The organism is Siccirubricoccus soli (assembly GCF_024178315.1).
GTDB classification, from domain to species: domain Bacteria; phylum Pseudomonadota; class Alphaproteobacteria; order Acetobacterales; family Acetobacteraceae; genus Siccirubricoccus; species Siccirubricoccus soli.
Window position 1 is genome coordinate 1 of the sequence record NZ_JAMZIK010000096.1, and the last position, 20,517, is coordinate 20,517.

The following is a 20,517-nucleotide window of genomic DNA, read 5'->3' on the forward strand; positions in this document are numbered from 1 at the left end:
CGGGAGGCGGAGCGGCAGGACGCGCTGGAGGCGGAGCTTGCCCGGCTGGAGGAGGAGCGTGGCCGCCGCCGCCTCGCCTGCCCCCTGCCAGTGGAGCAGCCGCCCCCGCCCGAACCACCCCAGCGCCAGGCCGAAGCCCCACGTCCCCCTGAGCCGCCCCGCCGCCAGGAGCTGCCGCAGGAGCGCTGGGACCGCGGCGACCTCTCCATGCTGGAAGGCTGCTGGCGCAACACCGCGGAGATGACGACCGTCGATCCCACCACCGGGCAGCGCAACCCGCTGCGCTCCTGGCGCATGTGCTTCGACCGCAACGGCCATGGAAGGCAGGAATTGATCTGGGCCGATGGCCAGCGCTGCGCCGGCCCGCTCCAGGCCAGTTTCGAGGGGCGCCGGATGGTCATCGCCGAGCCCGCGCGCTGCACCGGCAATCGCGGCCTCTACACCGGCCGGCAGGATTGCGTCAGAATTAACGACAACGAGGCGGAATGCACCCGGACCGAGCTGGACGGTCCGCGGCCCGGCCCCAAGACGCCAGGACGTTTCCGGCGATGAGGGGCGGCGCCGGCAGGACGCTGCCAGGAATGGACGCATGACGAAGCTGATCACGCTGATGCCGAACAGCGGCATCCATTTCTGGGATGTCGATTTCGACCTGGATGCGCTGCCCAGGCTGAGCCGGCGCTTCTGGGAGGAGAAGCTGTCCGACGTCCCGGACGAGACCGGCGAGGTGCCGGTGGCGCTGCGCGAGCTGGTGGCGAATGAGGAGGGGGAGTTCGTCGATCCCGTCTCGCTCCACCAGCCGGTGGAGGAAGAGTGCTACTCCGTCAACGTGGCCCGGGCGCTGGAGCCCTTCCTCGCCAAATGGGTGCCGTTGCCGGTCTTCGCCGTGCTGCAGCCGCGCGCCAATGCGCCGGATCTGATGGATCGCGGCCCGAGCAACTGGGTGCGCGCCCGCATCGCGGAGCTGCCGCCCGACCCGCGCCGCAGCGCCACGCGCCCCGCCCGGCTGACGCTGGCCTTCGACACCGGGCTGATGGAGCCGGACCCCGACCACCCGGACACCATCGTGGCGCCCAATAGCCGCACGGTGATGCGCGGGCAGGAGCTCGCCCTGGTCGCCGATACCGAGCGCAACGCCTGGTTCATCAACGAGGAATGGGTGACCGCCTGGCTCGCCGAGATGTTCCGCGAGTTCAAGCAGGCCCAGACCCGCGGCCGGCCGCTGCGCAAGGAGGATTTCCCCTTCGCCTGCGAGCACCAGGCCCGCTACATCGCCTTCCTCGCCCTGCTGGGCGAGCTGGGCTGCGTCCCGCGCATCCGCTTCGTGGACACCATCTCCCCGGGGCTCGAGATCAACCCGGTGCAGGTCGATCTGGTGCTGGATGTCGGCAACAGCCGCACCTGCGGCATCCTGGTGGAGGAGCATCCCGGCCAGGGGATGAACCTCTCGGACAGCATGCCGCTGATCCTGCGCGACCTCTCCGAGCCGCACCGCTTCTATGCGCTGCCCTTCGAGAGCCGGGTGGAATTCTGCCGCGCCAGCCTCGGGCGGGACGCCATCGCCCGCCGTGCCGGCCGGCCCGGCTCCTTTGCCTGGCCCTCCCCGGTGCGGGTGGGGCCGGAGGCGGTGCGGCTGGCGGGGGCGCGGCTCGGCAATGAGGGGGCGACGGGCATCTCCTCGCCCAAGCGCTATCTCTGGGACAAGGCGAAGGTGGCGCAGCCCTGGCGCTACAACAGCCGCACGGCGGGGGAGGCGATCGACCCGCCGGTCTCCGGCATGTTCATGCGGCTGCTGACCGAGGAGGGGGAGGTGCGCGGCCTTGGCCGCGGCAAGCCGCCGCGCGGCACCCCGGCGACGCGGGCGCATTTCAGCCGCTCCTCCCTGTTCTCCCTGATGATCGCCGAGATCGTGCTGCAGGCCCTGGCCCAGGCGAATTCCCCGGGCGGGCGGCAGGAGCGGCGGGACAGCGACGTGCCGCGGCGGCTGCGCCGCATCGTGCTGACCATGCCGCCGGGCATGCCGCTGGCCGAGCAGCGTATCCTGCGGGCGCGCGCCGAGGCGGGCGTGCGGCTGGCCTGGCAGATGCTGGGCTGGACCGCGCCGGACGGCACGCCGCTGAACAAGCTGATGGAGGAGCCGAAGGTCCCGGAGACGCTGGACGAGGCGACCGCCACCCAGATCGTCTGGCTGCACAACGAGATCGCGGTGCGCATGGGCGGCGATGCCCAGGCGCTGTTCGATGTGCTGAACATCCCGGCCGGCCAGCCGCTCCGCGTCGCCAGCATCGATATCGGCGGCGGCACCACGGACCTCATGGTGGCCTCCTACCGGCTGGGCGAGGGCGATGCGGTGCTGCCGGCGCAGGAATTCCGTGAAAGCTTCAAGACCGCCGGCGACGATCTGCTGCGCCAGGTGCTGGCGGAGGTCGTGGTGCCCTGCCTCGCCGCCGCGCTGAAGATGGCCGGCGTGGTGGATGCCGGCGCGCTGCTGCGCCGCACCCTGGGCGGCGACCAGGGTGGGCAGAGCGAGCAGGAAAGGCACCTGAAGCGCCAATTCGTCTCCCAGGTGCTGGAACCGGTGGGGATCGAGATCCTGAAGGCGCGGGAAAAGGCGCAGGGCCGCAGCACCGGCGTGCTGCTGCAGGCGAAGCTCTCCGAGATCCTGCGCGAGCGCAGCATCGGGGTGGAGCGCGCCATCGCCTATGTCGAACGCCAGGCGCGCGAGGCCGGTGCGAGTGCCGAGAGCGTGCTGGAGGCCGAGATGGTCGCCACCGTGCCGATGGTGGACCGGCTGGTGCATGCCACCTTCGGGCCGATCCTCGCCAATCTCTGCGAGGCGGTCTGGCATCTCGGCTGCGACGTGCTGCTGCTCTCCGGCCGGCCTTCACGACTGACAGCGGTGGCCGACATCGTCACGGCGCGCATCCCGGTGCCGCCGCACCGCATCATCCGCATGCACCGCTACCAGGTGAGCGACGCCTATCCCTTCCGCGACGCCGCCAACCGGATCGAGGACCCCAAGACCACGGCGGCGGTGGGCGCCATGCTGGGGCTGCAGGCGGAGGCCAGGCTGCGCAATTTCCACCTCAGCAGCCGTGCCTTCCGGATGAAATCCACCGCGCGCTATATCGGGCGGCTCGACCAGTCCGGGCAGCTCCGCAGCAATGCGGTGCTGCTGCGGGATGTGGACCTGGACCAGGCGAAGGGCGGCGGCGATGTCGCCTTCACCACGCCGCTGGCCGCCGCCAGCATGATCGGCTTCCGCCAACTGCCGATCGAGCGCTGGACCGCCCAGCCGCTCTATGCCTTCGAGCTGCGGGAGCCGGAGAAGGCGGCGCGCCTCGCTTTGCCGCTGCGCGTCACCGTCCGGCGGCTGGATGAGCAATTCGGCGGGGAGGAGGGCGACCAGGAGGGGCTGGTGCGCGAGATGTTCAAGGTGGAGGAGGTGATCCAGGCGAATGGCGACCCCGCCAGCCCGAACGATGTCGATCTCCGCCTGCAGACCATGGAGCGCGGCGAGGGCTATTGGCGCGACACGGGCAATCTCGAACTCCGGAGCGTGCCATGAGCAACCCCCTGCTGGCGCGCGAGGCGGAGCGCGCGACCGAGATCGACCGGCTGGCGGTGGACAGCCTGGGCTGGGCGCAGACCGGTGCGCCGCAGTCGAGTGAGAGCCTGCCGCGCGACCTCCGCCGCGATGCCCGCCGGGCTAGGGGGCTGCGCAACGCGGCGCAGCGGCCGGTGGCGGTCGCTGTTTTCGGCGCCTCCCAGGCCGGCAAATCCTACCTCGTCTCGCGGCTGGCGGCGCCGCTGGGCAAGCCGCTGACGGCGCTGATCGGCACCCAGAAGCTGGACTTCCTGAAGGACATCAACCCGCCGGGCGGCAATGAATCCACCGGCCTCGTCACCCGCTTCACCATTGCCCCGCCGCCGGCGCCGGCGGATGCGCCCATCGCGCTGCGCCTGCTGACCCAGACCGATGTGGTGAAGATCCTCGCCAACACCTACCTGGAAGACTTCGCGCTGGACGAGGGCGCGGTGCCGCAGCCGGAGGACCTCCAGAAGCATCTGGCGCAGTTCGAAGGCGCGGCGGGGCCCGCGCCCTGCGACGGGCTGGACGTGGACGGCATCGAGGATCTGCAGGACTATCTGCGCAACCATTTCCGCGACCGGACGCTGATCGCCGCCCTCTCCAACAGCTTCTGGCAGCGCTTCGCGGATATCGTGCCGCGGCTGCCGGCGGAGCGGCGGGCGGAGGCCTTTGCCATCCTCTGGGGCCGGGACCCGACGCTGACCAAGGCCTGTAGCGAGCTGCTCGCCGTGCTGAAGCGCCTTGGCTTCCCGGAGGATGTGCGGGCGGGGATGGATGCGGTGCAGCCGCGCGAGACCAGCGTGGTGGATGTGCGCACCCTCTTCACCATGGGCCAGGCCTCGCCCGGCACGGTGCCGCTGCGCCCGGCCAGTGGCGGCGCCGCCGTGCCGGTGGACCGGGCGCTGGCCACCGCCCTCATCACCGAGATCGTCGTGCCCCTGGCCGAGAAGCCCTGGGCCTTCTTCGACCACACCGACCTGCTGGACTTCCCCGGCGCCCGGGTGCGCGAGGAGATCCCGAACGCCGAGAAATTCTTCGCCACGCCCGGCAATCTCGGCCGCGCCTTCCTGCGCGGGAAGGTCGCCTACCTGTTCCAGCGCTACAATGCGGAGCAGGAGATCAGCGCCATGCTGCTCTGCGTCGGGCCGCAAGTGCAGGAGGTGCAGACCCTGCCGAAGATGGTGGATGACTGGATCGGCCTGACCGCCGGCAGGACGCCGGCCGATCGCGCCGGCAAGCCTTCCAACCTCTTCTTCGTGCTGACGAAGTTCGACGCGGAATTCGAGGAGAAGGGGGGCGAGGACATCGCCTCCGGCCATCGCTGGACGGCCCGCATGCAGGCCAGCCTCGTCGATTTCTTCGGCAAGGCCTATGAGTGGCCGGATGAATGGGTGCCGGGCCAGCCCTTCACCAACACCTTCTGGCTGCGCAACCCCTCGGTCGGCTTCGATGCGGTCTTCGACTACGAGCCGGACCCGGAAGGCGGGCGGCGGGAGGTGGGCGTCTCGCCCCGCGCGGCGCAGCGGGTGCAGGAACGCCGCGACGCCTATCTGAACAACCCCCTGGTGCGGAAGCATTTCGCCAACCCGGCCAAGGCCTGGGACGAGGCGCTGCGGCCGAATGACGGTGGCATCGGGCATCTGGCGGCGGCGCTGGCGCCGGTCTGCGACCCGACGCTGAAGGCCCGGCAGCTCAAGGCCCGTGCCGCGGCGCTGGTGAGCAGCATGTCCGGCCGCCTCCGCCCCTTCTTCCGTGGTGGGGATGCCGAGCAGCGGGTGGAGGATGCGCGGCGCCGTGCCCGAATCCTCGGCCGTGCCCTGGCGCAGACGGCGCAGGCCCAGCTTCTCGGCCCCTTCCTGCGCAGCCTGATGGTGGATGCGGACAGCATCGCGGCCGTCTATTGGCGGCTGCGCGCCGATGCCAGCCTCAGCCTGGCGCCGATCGGCGCCGTCGCCACCAAGGACGATTACGACGATCTGCTGGGCGACCTGCTGGGCGAGCCGGAGGCCACCGAGGAGGCGCCTTCCGCCGCCGGGCCGCGCGACGTCTTCGAGCAATTCGCCAGCCTGGCGCTGGAGGATTGGGAGATGCGCATGCGGGCGCTGGCGGATGACGAGTCGGCGCTCGCCTATTTTCCCCTGCCGCGGGAGGTCATCGCCGAGATCGCCGGGGAGCTGGCGCAGGGCGCGCGCCGGCTGAAGCTGCGCGACAGCATCGCCGATGCGCTGCGGAGGCGGGCGAATTTCCAGGCCCGCGCCGATGCGATGGAGCAGAAGCAGGTGGCGATCGTCGAGGAACACATCAACGAATTCGTCCACCGGCTGGGCTGGCCGGCGGTGGAGCCGGCGAAGCGCCCGAAGCTCGGCCGCGATGAGCGGCCGATCTTCCTTGCCCGCGCGCCGGACCCGGCGCCGCCGCCCTTGCCGGAACAGCCCTCCGCCTATGACCGGCAATACAATGCCGACTGGATCGCGGGCTTCGCCGGGCTGATGGAGGGCAATGCCCGCTCCTCCGACGGCGTGGATTACGACATCGTGGCCAATGCGCGGCTCGGCCAGATCCTGCAGGGGCTGGCGGCAACGCTGGATGCGGCGTGAGGGCGCGGGCGTGAGCGAGGGCAGCGTCCGCCGCCATCCGACCCGCGGCGCCGGCTATGCCGAGCTGCGCCTGCCCGGCGCCGCCGCGGCCGTCGAGGACCCGCGCTTCCGCCTGTATTGGGAGCCGCATCACGACCCGTATCTCGGCCCGAATGGCTGGCAGGCGGCAGAGGCGGTGCTGCATCCGGAGGAGGCAGCGGTGGAGGGGCGGGACCTGCTCCTCACCCTTGGTCCCGCGATCTGCGAGCACCTGGAAACCGACACCTATGAGGTGATCCTCCTCGCCTTCCCCAATGGCCGCTTCGTCGTGCCCTGGGTGGAGATCCCACGTCGGCCCCGGCAGGGGCGCGGCACGGTGGTGGGGCGCGAGGCGCCGCACCAGGGCGTCGGAACCGTTGGCGGCGGCGGGGCGACGGGCGGTGGGACCACCGGTGGCGGGACCACTGGCGGCGGCGATGCGGTTCAGGATGGTGGTGTCCCCGGCGGTGGCGGCACCACCCTCGGCGGGACCGCTGGCGGCGGCGACACCATCGGGGGCGGCGGGACCACCGGCGGAGACACCATCACGGGCGGCGAGGCGGAGAGGCCCCCACCCAAGCCCCTCTGGCCCTGGCTGCTGCTGTTGCTGCTGCTTCTCGCCGCCGCGGGGGGCGCTTGGTGGTGGTTCCGCAACCCGCCGCCCGCCCCCGTGCCGGAGGCCGGCCCACGGACCGAGGCGCCGCCCAGCCCCGCCCCGCCGCTGGCCACGCCATCCCCCGGTCAGGCCGATGCCTGCCTCGGCGAGGGCGGCGTGCCGGCCGGGCAGCAGACCGCCCGCGATGTCGCTGGCCGCAGCGGCTGCCAGCCGGCGGAATATGTGCGCATCGCGGAGGCAATGCGGGAGGCCGGGCGGCATGACGATGCGCTGCTGCTGCTGGAAGCCGCGGCGGAACGCGGCGTGGGCGGCGCCATGGCGGCACTCGGCCGGATGTACGACCCGAACGGCTTCCGCCCCGGCCAGCCCTTCAACGAGCCCGACCCCCGCCAGGCGGCGCGCTGGTACCGCGATGCCGAGCGGGCCGGGGAGGCGGGCGTCGCCGGGCCTCGCGCGGCCTTGCGGAGCTGGTTGCAGCAGCAGGCGCAGCAAGGGGATAGCATGGCGCGGCTGACGCTGGAGGATTTCTGGCCATGATGCTGCGCCGCCTGCTGCCCCTGCTGCTGCTGCCGGCCCTGCTGCCCGGCGCCGCCCTGGCGCAGCCGGCAGATCCCTGGCGGCAAGGGGGCGGCGGCCAGGCTGGGCGCCCCGCGCCGCTGCTGGTGCCGGGCAAGCGCAGCCTCTACCAGCGCGTGCTGCTGCGCCCGGGCGCCACGCTGCACCAGGCGCCGGGCGGGCCGGGCCGCCCCGCCCTCGGTTTCAGCGCCTTCTTCGTCTACGCGAAGCAGGGCCGGGGCGCGGAGGAATGGCTGCAGATCGGCCCCGCGCCGGATGGCAGGACGGAAGGCTGGGTGCAGGCCGCCCGCACCGTGGAATGGAACCACGGCATGGTGGCGGCCTTCACCAACCCCGCCAATCGCGGCCGCGGCTTGTTCATGGAGACCGAGGCCGGTGCCCGCGCCCTGCTGAATGCCGGCGGCGCTGCGGAAGCCCAGCGCCTGCGCACGGAAGCCGCCGCCGGTCGCCCCGCCCCCGGGGTGCTGGCGCTGGAGCCGGCGAACCATGTGGACATCACGCAGCAATTCTATCTGCTGCCCATCCTCAACGCGGCGACGGTGGAGCGCGAGATCGGCGGTCCGGTCCGGGTGCTGGAGGTTGCCTCCGCGCCCGAGGAACGCCCGCCCCAGCCGCAGCAGGCGGCAGCCGATCCGCTGGCCAATTTCCGCGCCGGGCTGGTCTTCGTGGTGGATACCACGATCTCCATGCAGCCCTATATCGACGCGACGCGGGAGGCGATGACGGGCATCGTCGGCCGCCTGCGGCAGACGGCGCTGCGCGACAAATTCCGCTTTGGCGTGGTCGGCTACCGGGACAGCAAGGAAGCGACGCCGCAGGGCTACGAATACACTGCCCGCACCTTCGCGAAGCCGGATTTCGGCCAGCCGCCGGATGCCTCGCTTTCGGCCATGCAAGGGCTGGTGGCCAGCACCGGCGGCAATGAGGGCTTCGACGAGGATCCGGTGGCCGGCCTCGCCACCGCGCTGGACGAGGTCGATTGGGCCTCGCTCGGCGGCCGCTACCTCATGCTCATCACCGATGCCGGCGGGCGGGATGCGGCGGACCCGCTCTCCGCCACCCGCCAGGGCTTCGAGGAGATCGCCCAGCGCGCCCGCGCCGCCGGCGTGGTGGTGATGGTGGTGCATCTGCTGACGCCGGAAGGCCGCACATCCGGCAACCATTCCCGGGCGCGGCGGCAATATCTCGGCCTCGCGGCCAACGGCAATACCGGGGACAGCCTCTATTTCGGCGTGGAGAACGGTGCGCCGGAGGCCTTCCGCGGCACCGTCTCCGCCCTGGTGGAAGGCATCCTCCGCCAGGTCTCGGCCACCACCGGCGTCTCGCTGGAGGCGCTGCGCGGCGCCGGCGGCGGCCAGGTGCCGCAGCGGGAGGCGCAGCGGATCGAGGCGCAGATGCGCATCGTCGGCGAGGCCATGCGCCTCGCCTATCTGGGGCGGGAGCAGCGGACGACGGCGCCCGATGTGGTGCGCTCCTTCGTGCTGGACCGCGACCCGGCGCCGCCCGGCATCGCCGCCATCGATGTCCGCGTGCTGCTGACGCGCAACCAGCTCGAGGATCTCAGCAAGACGCTGGAGGAGATCCTGCGCGCCGGCCGCGCCACGCGGCTGCAGCCGCGGGAATTCTTCGGCCAGCTGCAATCCGCCATGGCGGTGGCGGCGCGCGATCCTTCGCGCATCGCCCTCTCTGGCGCGCTGGGCGGCCTGCTGGGCGAGTTCCTGGAGGGGTTGCCCTATAATTCCGAGATCATGGCGATGACGGAGCGGGAGTGGAATGCGATGAGCGCCGGCGCCCAGGCCCGGCTGCTGAACCAAGTGGAGGCGAAGCTCCGCCTCTACCGCGACTTCGCCCGCTCCAACCTCTGGACCACGCTGTCCGGCCGGCGGGAGGCGGGGGAGCAGGTCTTCCCGGTGCCGCTCGACGCCCTGCCGTGAGCGCGCCCGATCGCCCGAGCGGCAGCGAGGGCGTGAATCGGCCGCGCCAGCTACCGAACGCGCCCGATCGTCCGGGCGATAGCGAGGGCCGGGATCGGCCGCGCCGGATCCTGCTCGAGGTCTCGGGGCTGGAGCGGCGGCTGGGGGAGGGGTTCCGGCTCAGCGTGCCGGAATTCGCCCTGGCGGAGGGCGACCGGGCGGCGGTGGTGGGGCCGTCCGGCGCCGGGAAATCCACCTTCCTCGCCCTGCTGGCCCTGGCGCTGAAGCCGGGCCGCGCCACGCGCTTCACCCTGCGCCGCGGCCCGGGCGGGGCGGCGGTGGATGCAGCGCATCTCTGGGCGCGGGGGGATGAGGCGGGGCTGGCGGCGCTGCGGGCGGCGGCCATCGGCTATGTGCCGCAGACGGCGGGGCTGCTGCCCTTCCTGACGCTCCGGCGGAACATCGCCCTGACGCAGGAGCTGGCCGGCCGACGGGATGCAGCGCTGATCGGGCGGCTGGCGGAGCGGCTGGAGATTGCCGGGGTGCTGGAGCGGCTGCCGGCGCAGGTCTCCGTCGGGCAGCGGCAACGGGCAGCGGTGGCGCGGGCCCTGGCGCACCGCCCGGCCTTGGTGCTGGCGGATGAACCGACCGCCTCCGTCCATCCCAGCCAGGCGGATGAGATCCTGCGCCTGCTGCGCGACACGGCGGAGGAGGGGGCTGCGGTGCTGCTTTCCACCCATGACCTGCCGCGGGCCGAGGCGGCCGGGCTGGCCCTGCTGGGCTGCGTGCCGGAACCGGGGCCGATCCCCGCCTCCGTGCTGCGGCCGCTGGCGGCATGAGCGTGCATCCGGTGCAGGCAGGGAAGGCTGCGGTCGCTGCGCGTGGGCGGCGGTTCCGCCAGGCTCCGCCGGGGACCGGACCGGCCGCCGGCGCTCGTCGTGACATCGGAGGCCGAAGGATTGACCGGCTTGGCATGGCGGACCGGCGGAGGGCAGCCTGCCGGGTCTGCGGCATGCCGGTGGCCCCCCCGCCGGCCGAAAGGCCCCTGATCAGCCCCGCCGGGCGGAGTGGTGCGCCTTTCCGCCCGGGCCGGCCGCCTCGGGGCCAGGACGGGCAGGGGTGATGCTGCCGCTCCGCCTCGCCCTGGCCGATCTGCGCGGGGAGCTGCGCATGACGCTCTGCCAGGTGCTGGCCGTCGCCGCCATCCTGACGCCGCTGCTGGTGCTGGCCGGCCTCCGCGCCGGGGCGGTGGAGGGGATGCGCGCCGCCGTGCTGGAGGACCCGCTGGCGCGGGAGGTGATGTCCCTCGCCAGCCGGGAGTTCAGCCAGGACTGGCTGGCCGCCCTGGCGGCGCGGCCGGAGGTGCTGCACCTCTCCCCCCGCACCCGGCAGCTTGCCGCGACCCTGCTGCTGGAGACGCCGGATGGCGCGCGGCAGGTCTGGGCGCCGGTGGTGCCCTCCTCCCCTGGCGACCCGCTGCTGCCGGGGGGCGCGCCGGTCGCCGCTACCCAGGTGGTGCTCAGCGCGCCGCTGGCGGCCCGGCTGGGGCTGAAGGCGGGGGATGAGGTGGTGGGACGGCTCGGCCGCGGGGAGCGCGGCGCGGCGCCGGAGCGGCTGCGCGTGGCGCTGACCGTGCAGGAAGTGGCGCCCATCACCGCCTCGGACCGCGACGCCATCTTCGCCGCCCCGGCGCTGGCGGATGCGTTGGAGGACTGGTCCGAATTCCGGGCCGGGATGCCGGCGGAGGCGGGCGCACCGCCGCGCGCCGCGCCGCGCACCGGCTATGCCGGCTTCCGCCTCTACACGAAAAGGCTGGAGGATGTGCCGCCCCTGGTCACCGCGCTGCGCGCCGCCGGCATCGAGACCCGCTCCCGGGCCCAGGACATCGCCCCGATGCTGGCGATCGACGCGGCGCTGGGGCGGCTGCTGCTGGCCATTGCCGCGGTGGCGGGGAGTGGCCTCGTGCTCTCCCTCGGCGCCGGGCTCTGGGCGAATGTGGAGCGGAAGCGGGGGCTGCTGGCGGGGCTCCGGCTGATGGGGCTCGGGCGGGGCGGGGTGGTGCTGATGCCGGTTGCCCAGGCCGCCGCGCTGGCACTGGCCGGCGCGCTGCTGGCCGCAGGCCTGGCGCTGGCGGTGCAGGCGGGCATCAATGCCGGGCTCGGGGGCGTGCTGCTGGACCGGCCGCTATCGCTGCTCGGTGCCGGCACCATCGGCCGCGGCATCGGCATCACGCTGCTGGCGGCCATCGGGGCCTCGGCGCTCGCGGCCTGGCAGGCAGCGCGGATCGAACCCTATGAGGCGGTGAGGGGCGGATGAAGCGAGCGATCCTGGCGGGGCTGCTGGCCTGCTCCCCGGCCCTGGCCCAGGCCCCGGCGGCCTGGGAGACTCCGCGCTGGAACCCGCAGCCGGCGGAGGGCGACCTGGTGCTGCCCCTGCCCTGCGGCGGCCGCCTCGCGTTGCGGGAGGTGGTGGTGCCCGCCGGCAGCGGCCCGCTGGACGACAAGCGCGTGACGCTCGGCTCCCCGGAGCTGGAGCAGGGGCCGGCGGAGTTCCAGCACCCGGATTTCATCGCCGGCGGCTTCCGCGGCACGGGTCCGGCGCGGCGCTTCTGGATCGGCAAGTACGAGGTGACGCGCGACCAGTATGCCGCCGTCATCGCCGCGCAATGCCCGCCGGCCAGCCCCGAGGGCCGGCGGCCCGCCGCCGATCTTTCCTGGTTCGACGCGCAAGCCTTCGTGGAAAAGCTGAACGCCTTCCTGCTGGCCAATGCGCGCGGCGCGCTGCCGAAGGAGGATGGCGCCATCGGCTATCTGCGCCTGCCGACCGAGGCGGAGTGGGAATACGCCGCCCGCGGCGGCGCGGCGGTGAGCGAGACGGAGTTCCTGGCGCCGCTGCCGCCCATGCCGGATGGCGATGCCGAGGCCTACATCATGGCCGGCAGCCGCCGCACCGGCGGGCGGGCCCAGGCGGTGGGGCAGTTGAAGCCCAACCCGCTGGGCTTGCACGACATGCTGGGCAATGTGGCGGAGATGGTGCTGGAGCCCTACCGGATGAACCGGGTGGGGCGGCCGCATGGCCATGCCGGCGGCTTCGTGCTGCGCGGCGGCTATTACGGCAGCCCGATCGACGAGCTGCGCAGCAGCCTGCGGGAGGAGATGCCGCCCTTCGACGCGACGACGGGTCGCGCCACCCGCACGCCGCAGGCGGGATTCCGCCTGGTGCTGTCCGTGACGGCCACCACCAGCCTGGCGCAGACCGAGGAGGTGAAGCGCGCCTTCCTGGCGGAAGCCAACAGCCGGCAGCAGGATGTCGCGCGGTCCGCCGACGACCCGCAGGCGGCGCTGGCGTTGCTGCGGCGAACGGTGCAGGACCCGGCGCAGCAGGCGGCGATCCGCCGGGTGGAGGCGCAGCTTGCCAGCGATGCCCGCGCCCGCGGCGAGCAGCAGCGGGAGATCGTGCGGGCGCAGATCGAGAGCCTGGCCGGGCTCGCGGCCTCGGCACGCGATGTCGCGCTGCGGGCGACCCTGATCGAGAGGAACTCGGCCGAACGGGAGCGGGAGCAGAACCAGGCCGCCATCGCCGAGCTGCGCCGCATCCGCGGATCGGTGATCGACATCTATGCCACGACGATGCGGCGGACCGCCGAGGGCGCGCCGCGCAGCGTGGTGGTCGAACAGGTCGCCCTGGTGCGGCAGGACCTGCAGCGGCGCAACCTGCCGCGCTTCGGCATCTATATCGACATGATCGACCGCCACATCCGGGACAGCCAGCTCGGCCGCAGCCCCGCCGCACCGGCCATTTCCGCGGACATGGACCGGGCGGTGGAGGAAGGGATCCGCAATCTGCGGCAGGGAAGGTAGCCCCCTGTCGGGGAAGGACGGTCCCGGCTGGCCAGCTCGGGCGCCCCAGGCTTCGCGCCGCCCGCCCTGGCGGCCGAGGCGCTACGGCACCTCTGGCCTGCGGCGGGAGACGGCAGTGCCCGTCACCCGCCTGCACGGCGCGCCGGGTATCCCGGCGCCGTCTCGCCGCGTTACCGCAGCGCGGCGTTCAGCTTCTCCAGCGCCGCCTTGCCCGGCACCAGCGCCGAATCGTCCAGCCGGTTCAGCGGCGTCGGCACGGTGTTGAGGTTGCTGTGCAAATCCTGCGGATCGGGGTCGATATAGAGCAGGCCGGTGACGATCTCGCCCGCCGCCTTGCGCTCATGCAGGTGGTTCATGGCGCCGATGCGGTCGGTCGGGTCGTATTCCGCATGCAGCTTGCGCAGCCGCAGGACGGAGCCGTCATGCTGCTCCACCTCCCGCACCTCGCCCGGGGCGTACTCCGCGGTGATGGCGCTGCGGCCCGGGAAGACGTCGAGGAAGTTCATCGCCTCGTTGTGCTCGCGCACGAAGTCGTAGCTCTTGGTGGAGCCTTCGTGGTTGTTGAAGGCGACGCAGGGGCTGATGCAGTCGATGAAGGCGGGACCCGGATGCCGCAGCGCCCCCTTGATGAGGGGCACGAGCTGCGCCTTGTCGCCGGAGAAGCTGCGGGCGACATAGGTGGCGCCGAGCTGCAGCGCGATGCCGATGAGGTCGATCGCCTCGTCGGTGTTCACCGTGCCCTTCTTGGCCTTGGAGCCCTTGTCCGAGGTGGCGGAGAACTGCCCCTTGGTCAGCCCGTACACGCCGTTGTTCTCGACGATGTAGGTCATGTTGACGCCGCGGCGGATGCTGTGCGCGAACTGGCCGAAGCCGATGGAGGCGCTGTCGCCGTCGCCGGAGACGCCGAGATAGATCAGGTCCCGGTTGGCGAGGTTGGCGCCGGTCAGCACCGAGGGCATCCGGCCATGCACGGAGTTGAAGCCGTGCGAGGCGCCGAGGAAGTAGTCCGGCGTCTTGGAGGAACAGCCGATGCCGGAGAGCTTGGCCACGCGATGCGGCTCGATCTCCAGCTCGAAGCAGGCCTGGATGATGGCGGCGCTGATGCTGTCATGGCCGCAGCCGGCGCAGAGGGTGCTGATCGCCCCCTCATAGTCGCGCCGGGTGAAGCCGAGCGCATTCACCGGCAGCTTCGGGTGATGCAGCTTGGGCTTGGGCAGGAAGCTCATTCGGCGGCTCCGGCGAAGGGCAGGATGTTGAGGCCCGGCAGCGCCTCGGCGATCGCGCCGCGGATGAAGCGGGCGGTGATCGGCGTGCCGTCATAATGCAGGATGGGGACGAGGCGGGCCGGGGCGATGCTCAGCTCGTTCATCAGCAGGGTGCGGAGCTGGGCGTCGCGGTTCTGCTCCACGACGAAGACCTTGTCGTGCCGGGCAATGAAATCGGCCACGTCGTCATGGAAGGGGAAGGCGCGGATGCGCATGGCGTCCAGATGCACCCCTTCCGCCTCCAGGGCCGAGAGCGCTTCCTTCATGGCCGCGGAGGAGCTGCCGTAATAGAGCACGCCGGTGCGGCTGGGCTGCGAGGCCGGGCGTTCCACCGGACGCGGCACCAGCCCCTTCGCCGTCTCGAACTTCTTCAGCAGGCGCTGCATGTTGTCCACATAGGCGGCACCCACCTCGGTGTATTTCGCGAAGCGGTCGCGGGAGGTGCCGCGGGTGAAGAAGGCGCCCTTGCTGGGATGCGTGCCCGGATAGGTGCGGAAGGGGATGCCGTCCCCGTCCACATCGAGGTAGCGGCCGAATTGGGTGCCGGCTTCCAGCGCCTCCGCCGTCATCACCTTGCCGCGGTCCAGCTTGCGGCTGTCATCCCACTGGAAGGGCTCGCACAGCCAGTCATTCATGCCGATGTCGAGGTCGAGCAGCACGAAGACCGGCTGCTGCAGCCGGTCCGCCAGGTCGAAGGCATCGGCGCCGAAGGCGAAGCATTCATGCGGATCCTCGGGGAACAGCACGATATGCTTGGTATCGCCATGGCTGGCATAGGCCGCCGCCAGCACGTCGGATTGCTGGGTGCGCGTCGGCATGCCGGTGGAGGGGCCGGCCCGCTGCACATCGAAGATGACGGCGGGGATTTCCGCGAAATAGGCGAGGCCGACGAATTCCTGCATCAGCGAGATGCCGGGGCCGGAGGTGGCGGTGAAGGCCCGCGCCCCGTTCCAGGCGGCGCCGATGACGATGCCGATGGAGGCCAGCTCGTCCTCCGCCTGGATGATGGCGTAGCGCTTCTGCCCGGTCTCCGTCTCCGTGCGGAAGCGCTTCGCATAGCGCTCGAAACCCTCGGCCAGCGAGGTGGAGGGGGTGATGGGATACCAGGCGCAGACCGTGGCGCCGCCATAGACGGCGCCGAGCCCGGCCGCGCTGTTGCCATCCACATAGATGCGGTGGCCGACCATATCGGCGCGTTCCAGCTTCAGGGCGATGGGGCAGGAGAGATTCGCCAGCGCCCAGTCGCGGCCCATGTGGAAGGCCTCGCTGTTCGGCTTGGCCAGCCTTTCCTTGCCCTTGTACTGCTCGGCCAGGAGCTGCTCGATCACCGAGGGCTCGATTTCCAGCAGGGCGGAGAGCACGCCGACATACATGATGTTCTTGAGGAGCTGGCGCTGCCGCGCATCCGTGTAGGCGGCGTTGCACATCTCGGTCAGCGGCACGCCGATGACCTGGATGTCCTCCCGGAAGCGGGAGCGCGGCATGGGGCGCGTGCTGTCATAGAGCAGGTAGCCGCCGGGATCGATCTCGGCCAGGTCGCGGTCCCAGGTCTGCGGGTTCATCGCGACCATGAGGTCCACGCCGCCGCGCCGGCCGAGATGGCCTTCGCCGGAGACGCGCACCTCGAACCAGGTCGGCAGGCCCTGGATGTTGCTCGGGAAGATGTTGCGCGACGCGATGGGGATGCCCATGCGCAGGATCGACTTGGCGAAGAGCTGGTTGGCGCTGGCCGAGCCCGAGCCGTTCACGTTGGCGAATTTGACGACGAAGTCGTTGACCATGGCGGCCGCCCCCTCCGTGCTCATTCCCTCGGCACTCACTGGGCCTGGCATGCGGCCACCCTCCCGGCATAGGGCTTCGCGGTCTCGAGGAAGAATTTCTGCATGTCCCAGGCCCCGGTCGGGCAGCGCTCCGCGCACATGCCGCAATGCAGGCAGACATCCTCGTCCTTCACCATGACGCGGCCGGTCTTGAGACCGTCCTGCACATAGAGCGGCTGGTCGAGGTTCAGCGCCGGGACCCGCAGCCGCTCCCGCAGCTCCTGCTCCTCGCCATCCGCGGTGAAGGTGATGCAGTCCACCGGGCAGATATCGACGCAGGCGTCGCATTCGATGCAGAGGCTGGTGGTGAACACCGTCTGCACGTCGCAATTCAGGCAGCGCTGGGCTTCCTTGTAGGCCAGCTCCCGGTCGTAGCCGAGCTCGACCTCCGTCCGGATGTCGCGCAGCGCCACCTCATGTTCCGCGTGGGGCACCTTGAAGCGGAGGTCGAGCGAGACGCCGCTGTCGTAGCTCCACTCATGGATGCCCATCTTCTGGCTGGACATCACCACCTCGGGCGGCGGGCGCTCGCCCACATCCAGGCCGCGGCAATAGCGGTCGATGGAGACCGCCGCCTCATGCCCATGCGCCACGGCCCAGATGATGTTCTTCGGGCCGAAGGCGGCATCGCCGCCGAAGAAGACGTTGGGGATGCTGCTCTGCAGCGTCTTCTCGTTCAGGGCAGGCAGGCCCCAGCGGTCGAATTCAAGGCCGAGATCGCGCTCGATCCAGGGGAAGGCATTCTCCTGGCCGATCGCCACCAGCACGTCATCGGCCTCGATGGTCACGTCCGGCTCACCGGTCGGGACCAGGGTGCGGCGGCCCTTGGCGTCGCGCTCCGCCTTCACCTTCTCGAACACCATGCCGGTCAGCTTGCCGCCCTGGTGCAGCACTTCCTTCGGCACCAGGTAGTTGAGGATGGGGATGCCCTCGTTCATGGCATCCTCCTTCTCCCACGGGCTCGCCTTCATCTCCTCGAAGCCGGAGCGGACGACGACCGTCACCTGCTCGCCGCCGAGGCGCCGGGCGGAGCGGCAGCAATCCATCGCGGTGTTGCCGCCGCCGAGGACGATGACGCGCTTCCCGATGCTCTCGATATGGCCGAAGGAGACGGAGGAAAGCCAGTCGATGCCGATATGGATGTTCGCCGCGGCTTCCTTGCGGCCCGGCACGTCCAGGTCGCGGCCGCGCGGCGCGCCGGAGCCGATGAAGACCGCATCGTAGCCGGCATCCAGCAGGGCGCGCAGGCTCTCCACCCGCTGGCCGAAATGCGTGGTCACGCCGCCGCGCTCGGTGATGTAGCCCACCTCCTCGTCGATGACGGATTCCGGCAGGCGGAAGCGGGGGATCTGGCTGCGGATGAAGCCGCCGCCCTTTTTCTCCCCGTCGAAGACATGCACCTCATAGCCCATCGGGGCGAGGTCGCGGGCCACCGTCAGGCTGGCCGGGCCGGCGCCGACGCAGGCGATGCGCTTGCCGTTCCGCACCGCGGGGATGGGCGGCAGCCGCGCCTGGATATCCTCCTTGTTGTCGGCCGCCACGCGCTTCAGCCGGCAGATCGCCACCGGCTCCTCCTCCACCCGGCCGCGGCGGCAGGCCGGCTCGCAGGGCCGGTCGCAGGTGCGGCCGAGGATGCCGGGGAAGACGTTGGAGTGCCAATTGACCATGTAGGCGTCGCTGTACCGCCCCGCGGCGATCAGCCGGATGTATTCGGGCACCGGCGTATGCGCCGGGCAGGCCCACTGGCAGTCGACGACCTTGTGGAAGGTGTCGGGATTGCTGATGTCGGTCGGCGTCACGCGGGGGCCTTCCTTGGACGATTGCGCTTTGGGCCTTCGTAGCGGGGAGGATCATGGTAACGCAGGGCCGGCGGCCATGCCGGGCCGGCCGCGGCGGCGCCTGGGGCGGCCGCCTGCGTATCGCCATTTTCCTCCCTTGCCACTCGGGCATTTCCCAGATTGCCCCAAGCCGGGGAGGGCCGCAACGGACCCCCTCTTTGCGGCCGTTTCGGCTTCCGGCAGGCTGGGGCGAAGGATATCGGGAGGAAGGCCGGGATGCCGACGCGCCGGAGCTTGCTTGCCACCCTGCCAGCACTGGGCGCCGCGCTGCCCGCCGCCGCCCGGGCCCAGGCCGCCTGGGTGCCGGACCGGCCGCTGCGCATCGTCCTCCCCTTCGCCGCCGGCGGGAATACCGACGTCATGGCCCGCGTGGTGGCTGAGCCGATGGGGGCCCGCCTCGGCAAGCCGGTGGTGGTGGTGGCGCGGCCGGGCGGCGGCGGCACCATCGGCACCGAGGTCGTGGCCCGGGCGGCGCCGGATGGGACCACGCTGCTGCTCGGCTCCGGCGGCACCATGGTCGCCAACCCCGTGCTGCAGGCGCACCTGCCCTATGATGCCGAGAAGGATTTCCGCCCCATCGGGCTGATCGCCACCGTCCCGCTCGGCCTGGTGGTGGGGCCGCGGCAGCGGGCGGAGGGCTGGCCGGCCATGGCGGCTGCGGCCAAGGCGGCGCCGGGCAGCATCAGCGTGGCCACCCCCGGCAATGGCAGCGTGGCGCATCTGGCGCTGGAGCTGCTGCAGCGCGGGGCGGGCGTCCAGCTCACCCATGTCCCCTATCGCGGCGGCGGGGCGCTGGTGCCGGACCTGCTGGGCGGGACGGTCGATGCCTCGCTGCTGGAGCTGACGACGGCGCTGCCGCTGCACCAATCCGGCCAGGCGCGCCTCCTGGCCGTGGCGTCGCCGCAGCGCGCGGCCCTGCTGCCGGAGGTGCCCAGCTTCCAGGAGCTGGGGGTGGAGGGCTTCACCGCCCTCAGCTTCGGCGGGCTGCTGCTGCCGGTGCGGACGCCGGACCCGGTGGCGGCGGCGCTGCTGCAGGCGCTGCAGGGCGCGCTGGCGGACCTGGCGGTGCAGTCCCGGCTGGCGACGCTCGGCGCCACGATCGCGAGCGCCGAGCAGCAGACCCCCGCCGGCTTCGGCGCCTTCCTGGCCGCGGAGCGGGCCAGGGCCCGGCAGGCGGCGGAGCTGGCCGGGCTGAAGCCGGAATAGCCGGCCATGCCCCCGCGGTTGACGCCGCCCGAGGGTGCGGGCACGCCTCCCGCCATGGCGGAGGATCCGAAACCTGATTCGAAGGCGGCGCGAGAGGCGCGGCTGGCGGCCGCGCTGCGCGCCAATCTGCGGCGCCGCAAGGCCCAGGCGCGGGGAAGGGAGGTAGCGCAGCCTTCCGAGCCCGCGCCGGAGACGGAGGTGCCGACCAGCCGACCTCGCCCGCCGGAGACGCCAAGCGATTGAAAATCCTGGCTCTACGCCGAAGCATCACAGCTCGGCGAGGTGATATATCAGGCAGCAACCGATAATATATTGACCTGGCGGGCAGTGATATGCTGCCCTCCGGTCAGCCGCGCTCCTTCCCGCAGGCGCAAAAAAAAGGCGGCACCGGATGGTGCCGCCGAGTTTAGGGAGGAAACGTCCAAGAAAGGCGGGCGGTGCGGCGTGCCGTACCGTCCACCCACGCCCTATCTACGCTCTCCACCCGGCTGGTGCAAGTGCAATTGTGCAACGCACCAACGCATCCAGCGCATGGCCCGGCGCCACCCCTGCCATACCCGCAGGTCGGCCTAGCCCCGCCCCCGCCGCGGTTGCCCGCCTCCGCGCCCTGGGGTAAGGGGTCCGGCCCCGCCACGCGAAGGCAGCGCAAACCCATGTCCATCATGCCCGATCATTGGATCCGCCGGATGGCGGCGGAGCACGGCATGATCGAACCCTTCGTCGAGAGCCAGCGGCGGGAGGGCACGATCAGCTACGGCCTGTCCTCCTACGGCTACGATGCCAGGGTGGCGGATGAGTTCAAGGTCTTCACCAATGTGGACAACGCGTTGGTGGATCCGAAGAATTTCTCCGAGGAAGGCTTCGTCACCCGCCGCGGCGAGACCTGCATCGTCCCGCCCAATTCCTTCGTCCTGGCCCATACCGTCGAGTATTTCCGCATCCCGCGCGACGTGCTGGTGATCTGCCTCGGCAAATCCACCTATGCGCGCTGTGGGCTGATCGTGAACGTCACCCCGCTGGAGCCGGAATGGGAAGGCCAGGTGACCATCGAGATCAGCAACACCACCCCGCTGCCCGCCCGCATCTATGCCAATGAGGGGATCTGCCAGTTCCTGTTCCTGAAGGGCGACTCGATGCCCGAGATCAGCTATGCCGACCGGGCCGGGAAGTACATGCACCAGCGCGGCGTTGCGCTGCCGAAGCTCTAGGCACCGGG

General features: G+C 71.6%; 13 protein-coding genes and 1 pseudogene. 11 read left to right on the forward strand and 3 right to left on the reverse strand.

Going from position 1 to position 20,517, the window contains the following annotated elements; genetic code table 11:
- The 8 genes and pseudogenes from NJ376_RS15240 to NJ376_RS15275 form a co-directional block, all read left to right on the forward strand.
- Positions 1 to 552 (forward strand): annotated as a pseudogene (locus NJ376_RS15240) (hypothetical protein); the annotation flags it as partial.
- A gap of 37 nt (positions 553 to 589) precedes the next feature.
- The gene (locus NJ376_RS15245) at positions 590 to 3,568 is read left to right on the forward strand and encodes a virulence factor SrfB (protein WP_252954143.1); all 2,979 of its coding nucleotides are present in this window, start codon (positions 590 to 592) and stop codon (positions 3,566 to 3,568) included.
- Positions 3,565 to 6,189, forward strand: coding sequence for a virulence factor SrfC family protein (locus NJ376_RS15250; protein WP_252954144.1), 2,625 nt, complete (start codon positions 3,565 to 3,567; stop codon positions 6,187 to 6,189). Before NJ376_RS15245 ends, NJ376_RS15250 begins: the two co-directional genes overlap by 4 nt.
- Before the next feature lie 10 nt (positions 6,190 to 6,199).
- Positions 6,200 to 7,360, forward strand: a complete 1,161-nt coding sequence (locus NJ376_RS15255; RefSeq protein ID WP_252954145.1) for a hypothetical protein — start codon at positions 6,200 to 6,202, stop codon at positions 7,358 to 7,360.
- Positions 7,357 to 9,333, forward strand: a complete 1,977-nt coding sequence (locus NJ376_RS15260) for a vWA domain-containing protein (RefSeq protein WP_252954146.1) — start codon at positions 7,357 to 7,359, stop codon at positions 9,331 to 9,333. The genes NJ376_RS15255 and NJ376_RS15260 overlap by 4 nt, the downstream gene beginning before the upstream one ends.
- On the forward strand, positions 9,330 to 10,151 hold the full coding sequence (locus NJ376_RS15265; RefSeq protein WP_252954147.1) for an ATP-binding cassette domain-containing protein: 822 nt from the start codon (positions 9,330 to 9,332) through the stop codon (positions 10,149 to 10,151). The genes NJ376_RS15260 and NJ376_RS15265 overlap by 4 nt, the downstream gene beginning before the upstream one ends.
- A 283-nt stretch (positions 10,152 to 10,434) precedes the next feature.
- On the forward strand, positions 10,435 to 11,628 hold the full coding sequence (locus NJ376_RS15270; protein ID WP_252954148.1) for an ABC transporter permease family protein: 1,194 nt from the start codon (positions 10,435 to 10,437) through the stop codon (positions 11,626 to 11,628).
- On the forward strand, positions 11,625 to 13,172 hold the full coding sequence (locus tag NJ376_RS15275) for a formylglycine-generating enzyme family protein (protein WP_252954149.1): 1,548 nt from the start codon (positions 11,625 to 11,627) through the stop codon (positions 13,170 to 13,172). Before NJ376_RS15270 ends, NJ376_RS15275 begins: the two co-directional genes overlap by 4 nt.
- Positions 13,173 to 13,342: 170 nt before the next feature.
- Here the strand turns inward: NJ376_RS15275 and NJ376_RS15280 are convergent, their stop codons facing one another.
- Genes NJ376_RS15280 through NJ376_RS29330 form a run of 3 tightly spaced genes read right to left on the reverse strand, consistent with a single transcriptional unit; the run spans position 13,343 to position 18,056 of the window.
- Positions 13,343 to 14,398 carry a 2-oxoacid:ferredoxin oxidoreductase subunit beta gene (locus NJ376_RS15280; RefSeq protein WP_252954150.1) on the reverse strand — a complete coding sequence of 352 codons (1,056 nt, stop codon included), beginning with the start codon at positions 14,396 to 14,398 and terminating at the stop codon, positions 13,343 to 13,345.
- On the reverse strand, positions 14,395 to 16,242 hold the full coding sequence (locus tag NJ376_RS15285; RefSeq protein WP_252954151.1) for a 2-oxoacid:acceptor oxidoreductase subunit alpha: 1,848 nt from the start codon (positions 16,240 to 16,242) through the stop codon (positions 14,395 to 14,397). The genes NJ376_RS15280 and NJ376_RS15285 overlap by 4 nt, the downstream gene beginning before the upstream one ends.
- Before the next feature lie 11 nt (positions 16,243 to 16,253).
- Positions 16,254 to 18,056 (reverse strand): FAD-dependent oxidoreductase, encoded by a 1,803-nt coding sequence (locus NJ376_RS29330; protein ID WP_252954152.1) that lies wholly within the window; start codon positions 18,054 to 18,056, stop codon positions 16,254 to 16,256.
- 255 nt (positions 18,057 to 18,311) lie between these two features.
- Between NJ376_RS29330 and NJ376_RS15295 the strand changes: the two genes are divergently transcribed.
- The 3 genes from NJ376_RS15295 (at position 18,312) to dcd (ending at position 20,509) form a co-directional block, all read left to right on the forward strand.
- Positions 18,312 to 19,301: a Bug family tripartite tricarboxylate transporter substrate binding protein gene (locus NJ376_RS15295; RefSeq protein ID WP_252954153.1), complete on the forward strand. Its 990-nt coding sequence runs from the start codon at positions 18,312 to 18,314 to the stop codon at positions 19,299 to 19,301.
- A gap of 54 nt (positions 19,302 to 19,355) precedes the next feature.
- Positions 19,356 to 19,544 (forward strand): hypothetical protein, encoded by a 189-nt coding sequence (locus NJ376_RS15300; RefSeq protein WP_370288306.1) that lies wholly within the window; start codon positions 19,356 to 19,358, stop codon positions 19,542 to 19,544.
- A gap of 410 nt (positions 19,545 to 19,954) precedes the next feature.
- On the forward strand, positions 19,955 to 20,509 hold the full coding sequence (gene dcd, locus NJ376_RS15305; RefSeq protein ID WP_252954155.1) for a dCTP deaminase: 555 nt from the start codon (positions 19,955 to 19,957) through the stop codon (positions 20,507 to 20,509).
- Positions 20,510 to 20,517: the final 8 nt, after the last annotated feature.

What these genes read in the sequence shown, in the direction of transcription:
- NJ376_RS15260 (WP_252954146.1), top strand. Translation starts at nt 7,357, where the DNA reads ATGATGCTGCGCCGCCTGCTGCCCCTGCTGCTGCTGCCGGCCCTGCTG.
- NJ376_RS15245 (WP_252954143.1), top strand. Translation starts at nt 590, where the DNA reads ATGACGAAGCTGATCACGCTGATGCCGAACAGCGGCATCCATTTCTGG.
- NJ376_RS15275 (WP_252954149.1), top strand. Translation starts at nt 11,625, where the DNA reads ATGAAGCGAGCGATCCTGGCGGGGCTGCTGGCCTGCTCCCCGGCCCTG.
- NJ376_RS15250 (WP_252954144.1), top strand. Translation starts at nt 3,565, where the DNA reads ATGAGCAACCCCCTGCTGGCGCGCGAGGCGGAGCGCGCGACCGAGATC.
- NJ376_RS15295 (WP_252954153.1), top strand. Translation starts at nt 18,312, where the DNA reads ATGCCGACGCGCCGGAGCTTGCTTGCCACCCTGCCAGCACTGGGCGCC.
- NJ376_RS15285 (WP_252954151.1), bottom strand. Translation starts at nt 16,242, where the DNA reads ATGAGCACGGAGGGGGCGGCCGCCATGGTCAACGACTTCGTCGTCAAA.
- NJ376_RS15270 (WP_252954148.1), top strand. Translation starts at nt 10,435, where the DNA reads ATGCTGCCGCTCCGCCTCGCCCTGGCCGATCTGCGCGGGGAGCTGCGC.
- dcd (WP_252954155.1), top strand. Translation starts at nt 19,955, where the DNA reads ATGTCCATCATGCCCGATCATTGGATCCGCCGGATGGCGGCGGAGCAC.
- NJ376_RS15300 (WP_370288306.1), top strand. Translation starts at nt 19,356, where the DNA reads ATGGCGGAGGATCCGAAACCTGATTCGAAGGCGGCGCGAGAGGCGCGG.
- NJ376_RS15280 (WP_252954150.1), bottom strand. Translation starts at nt 14,398, where the DNA reads ATGAGCTTCCTGCCCAAGCCCAAGCTGCATCACCCGAAGCTGCCGGTG.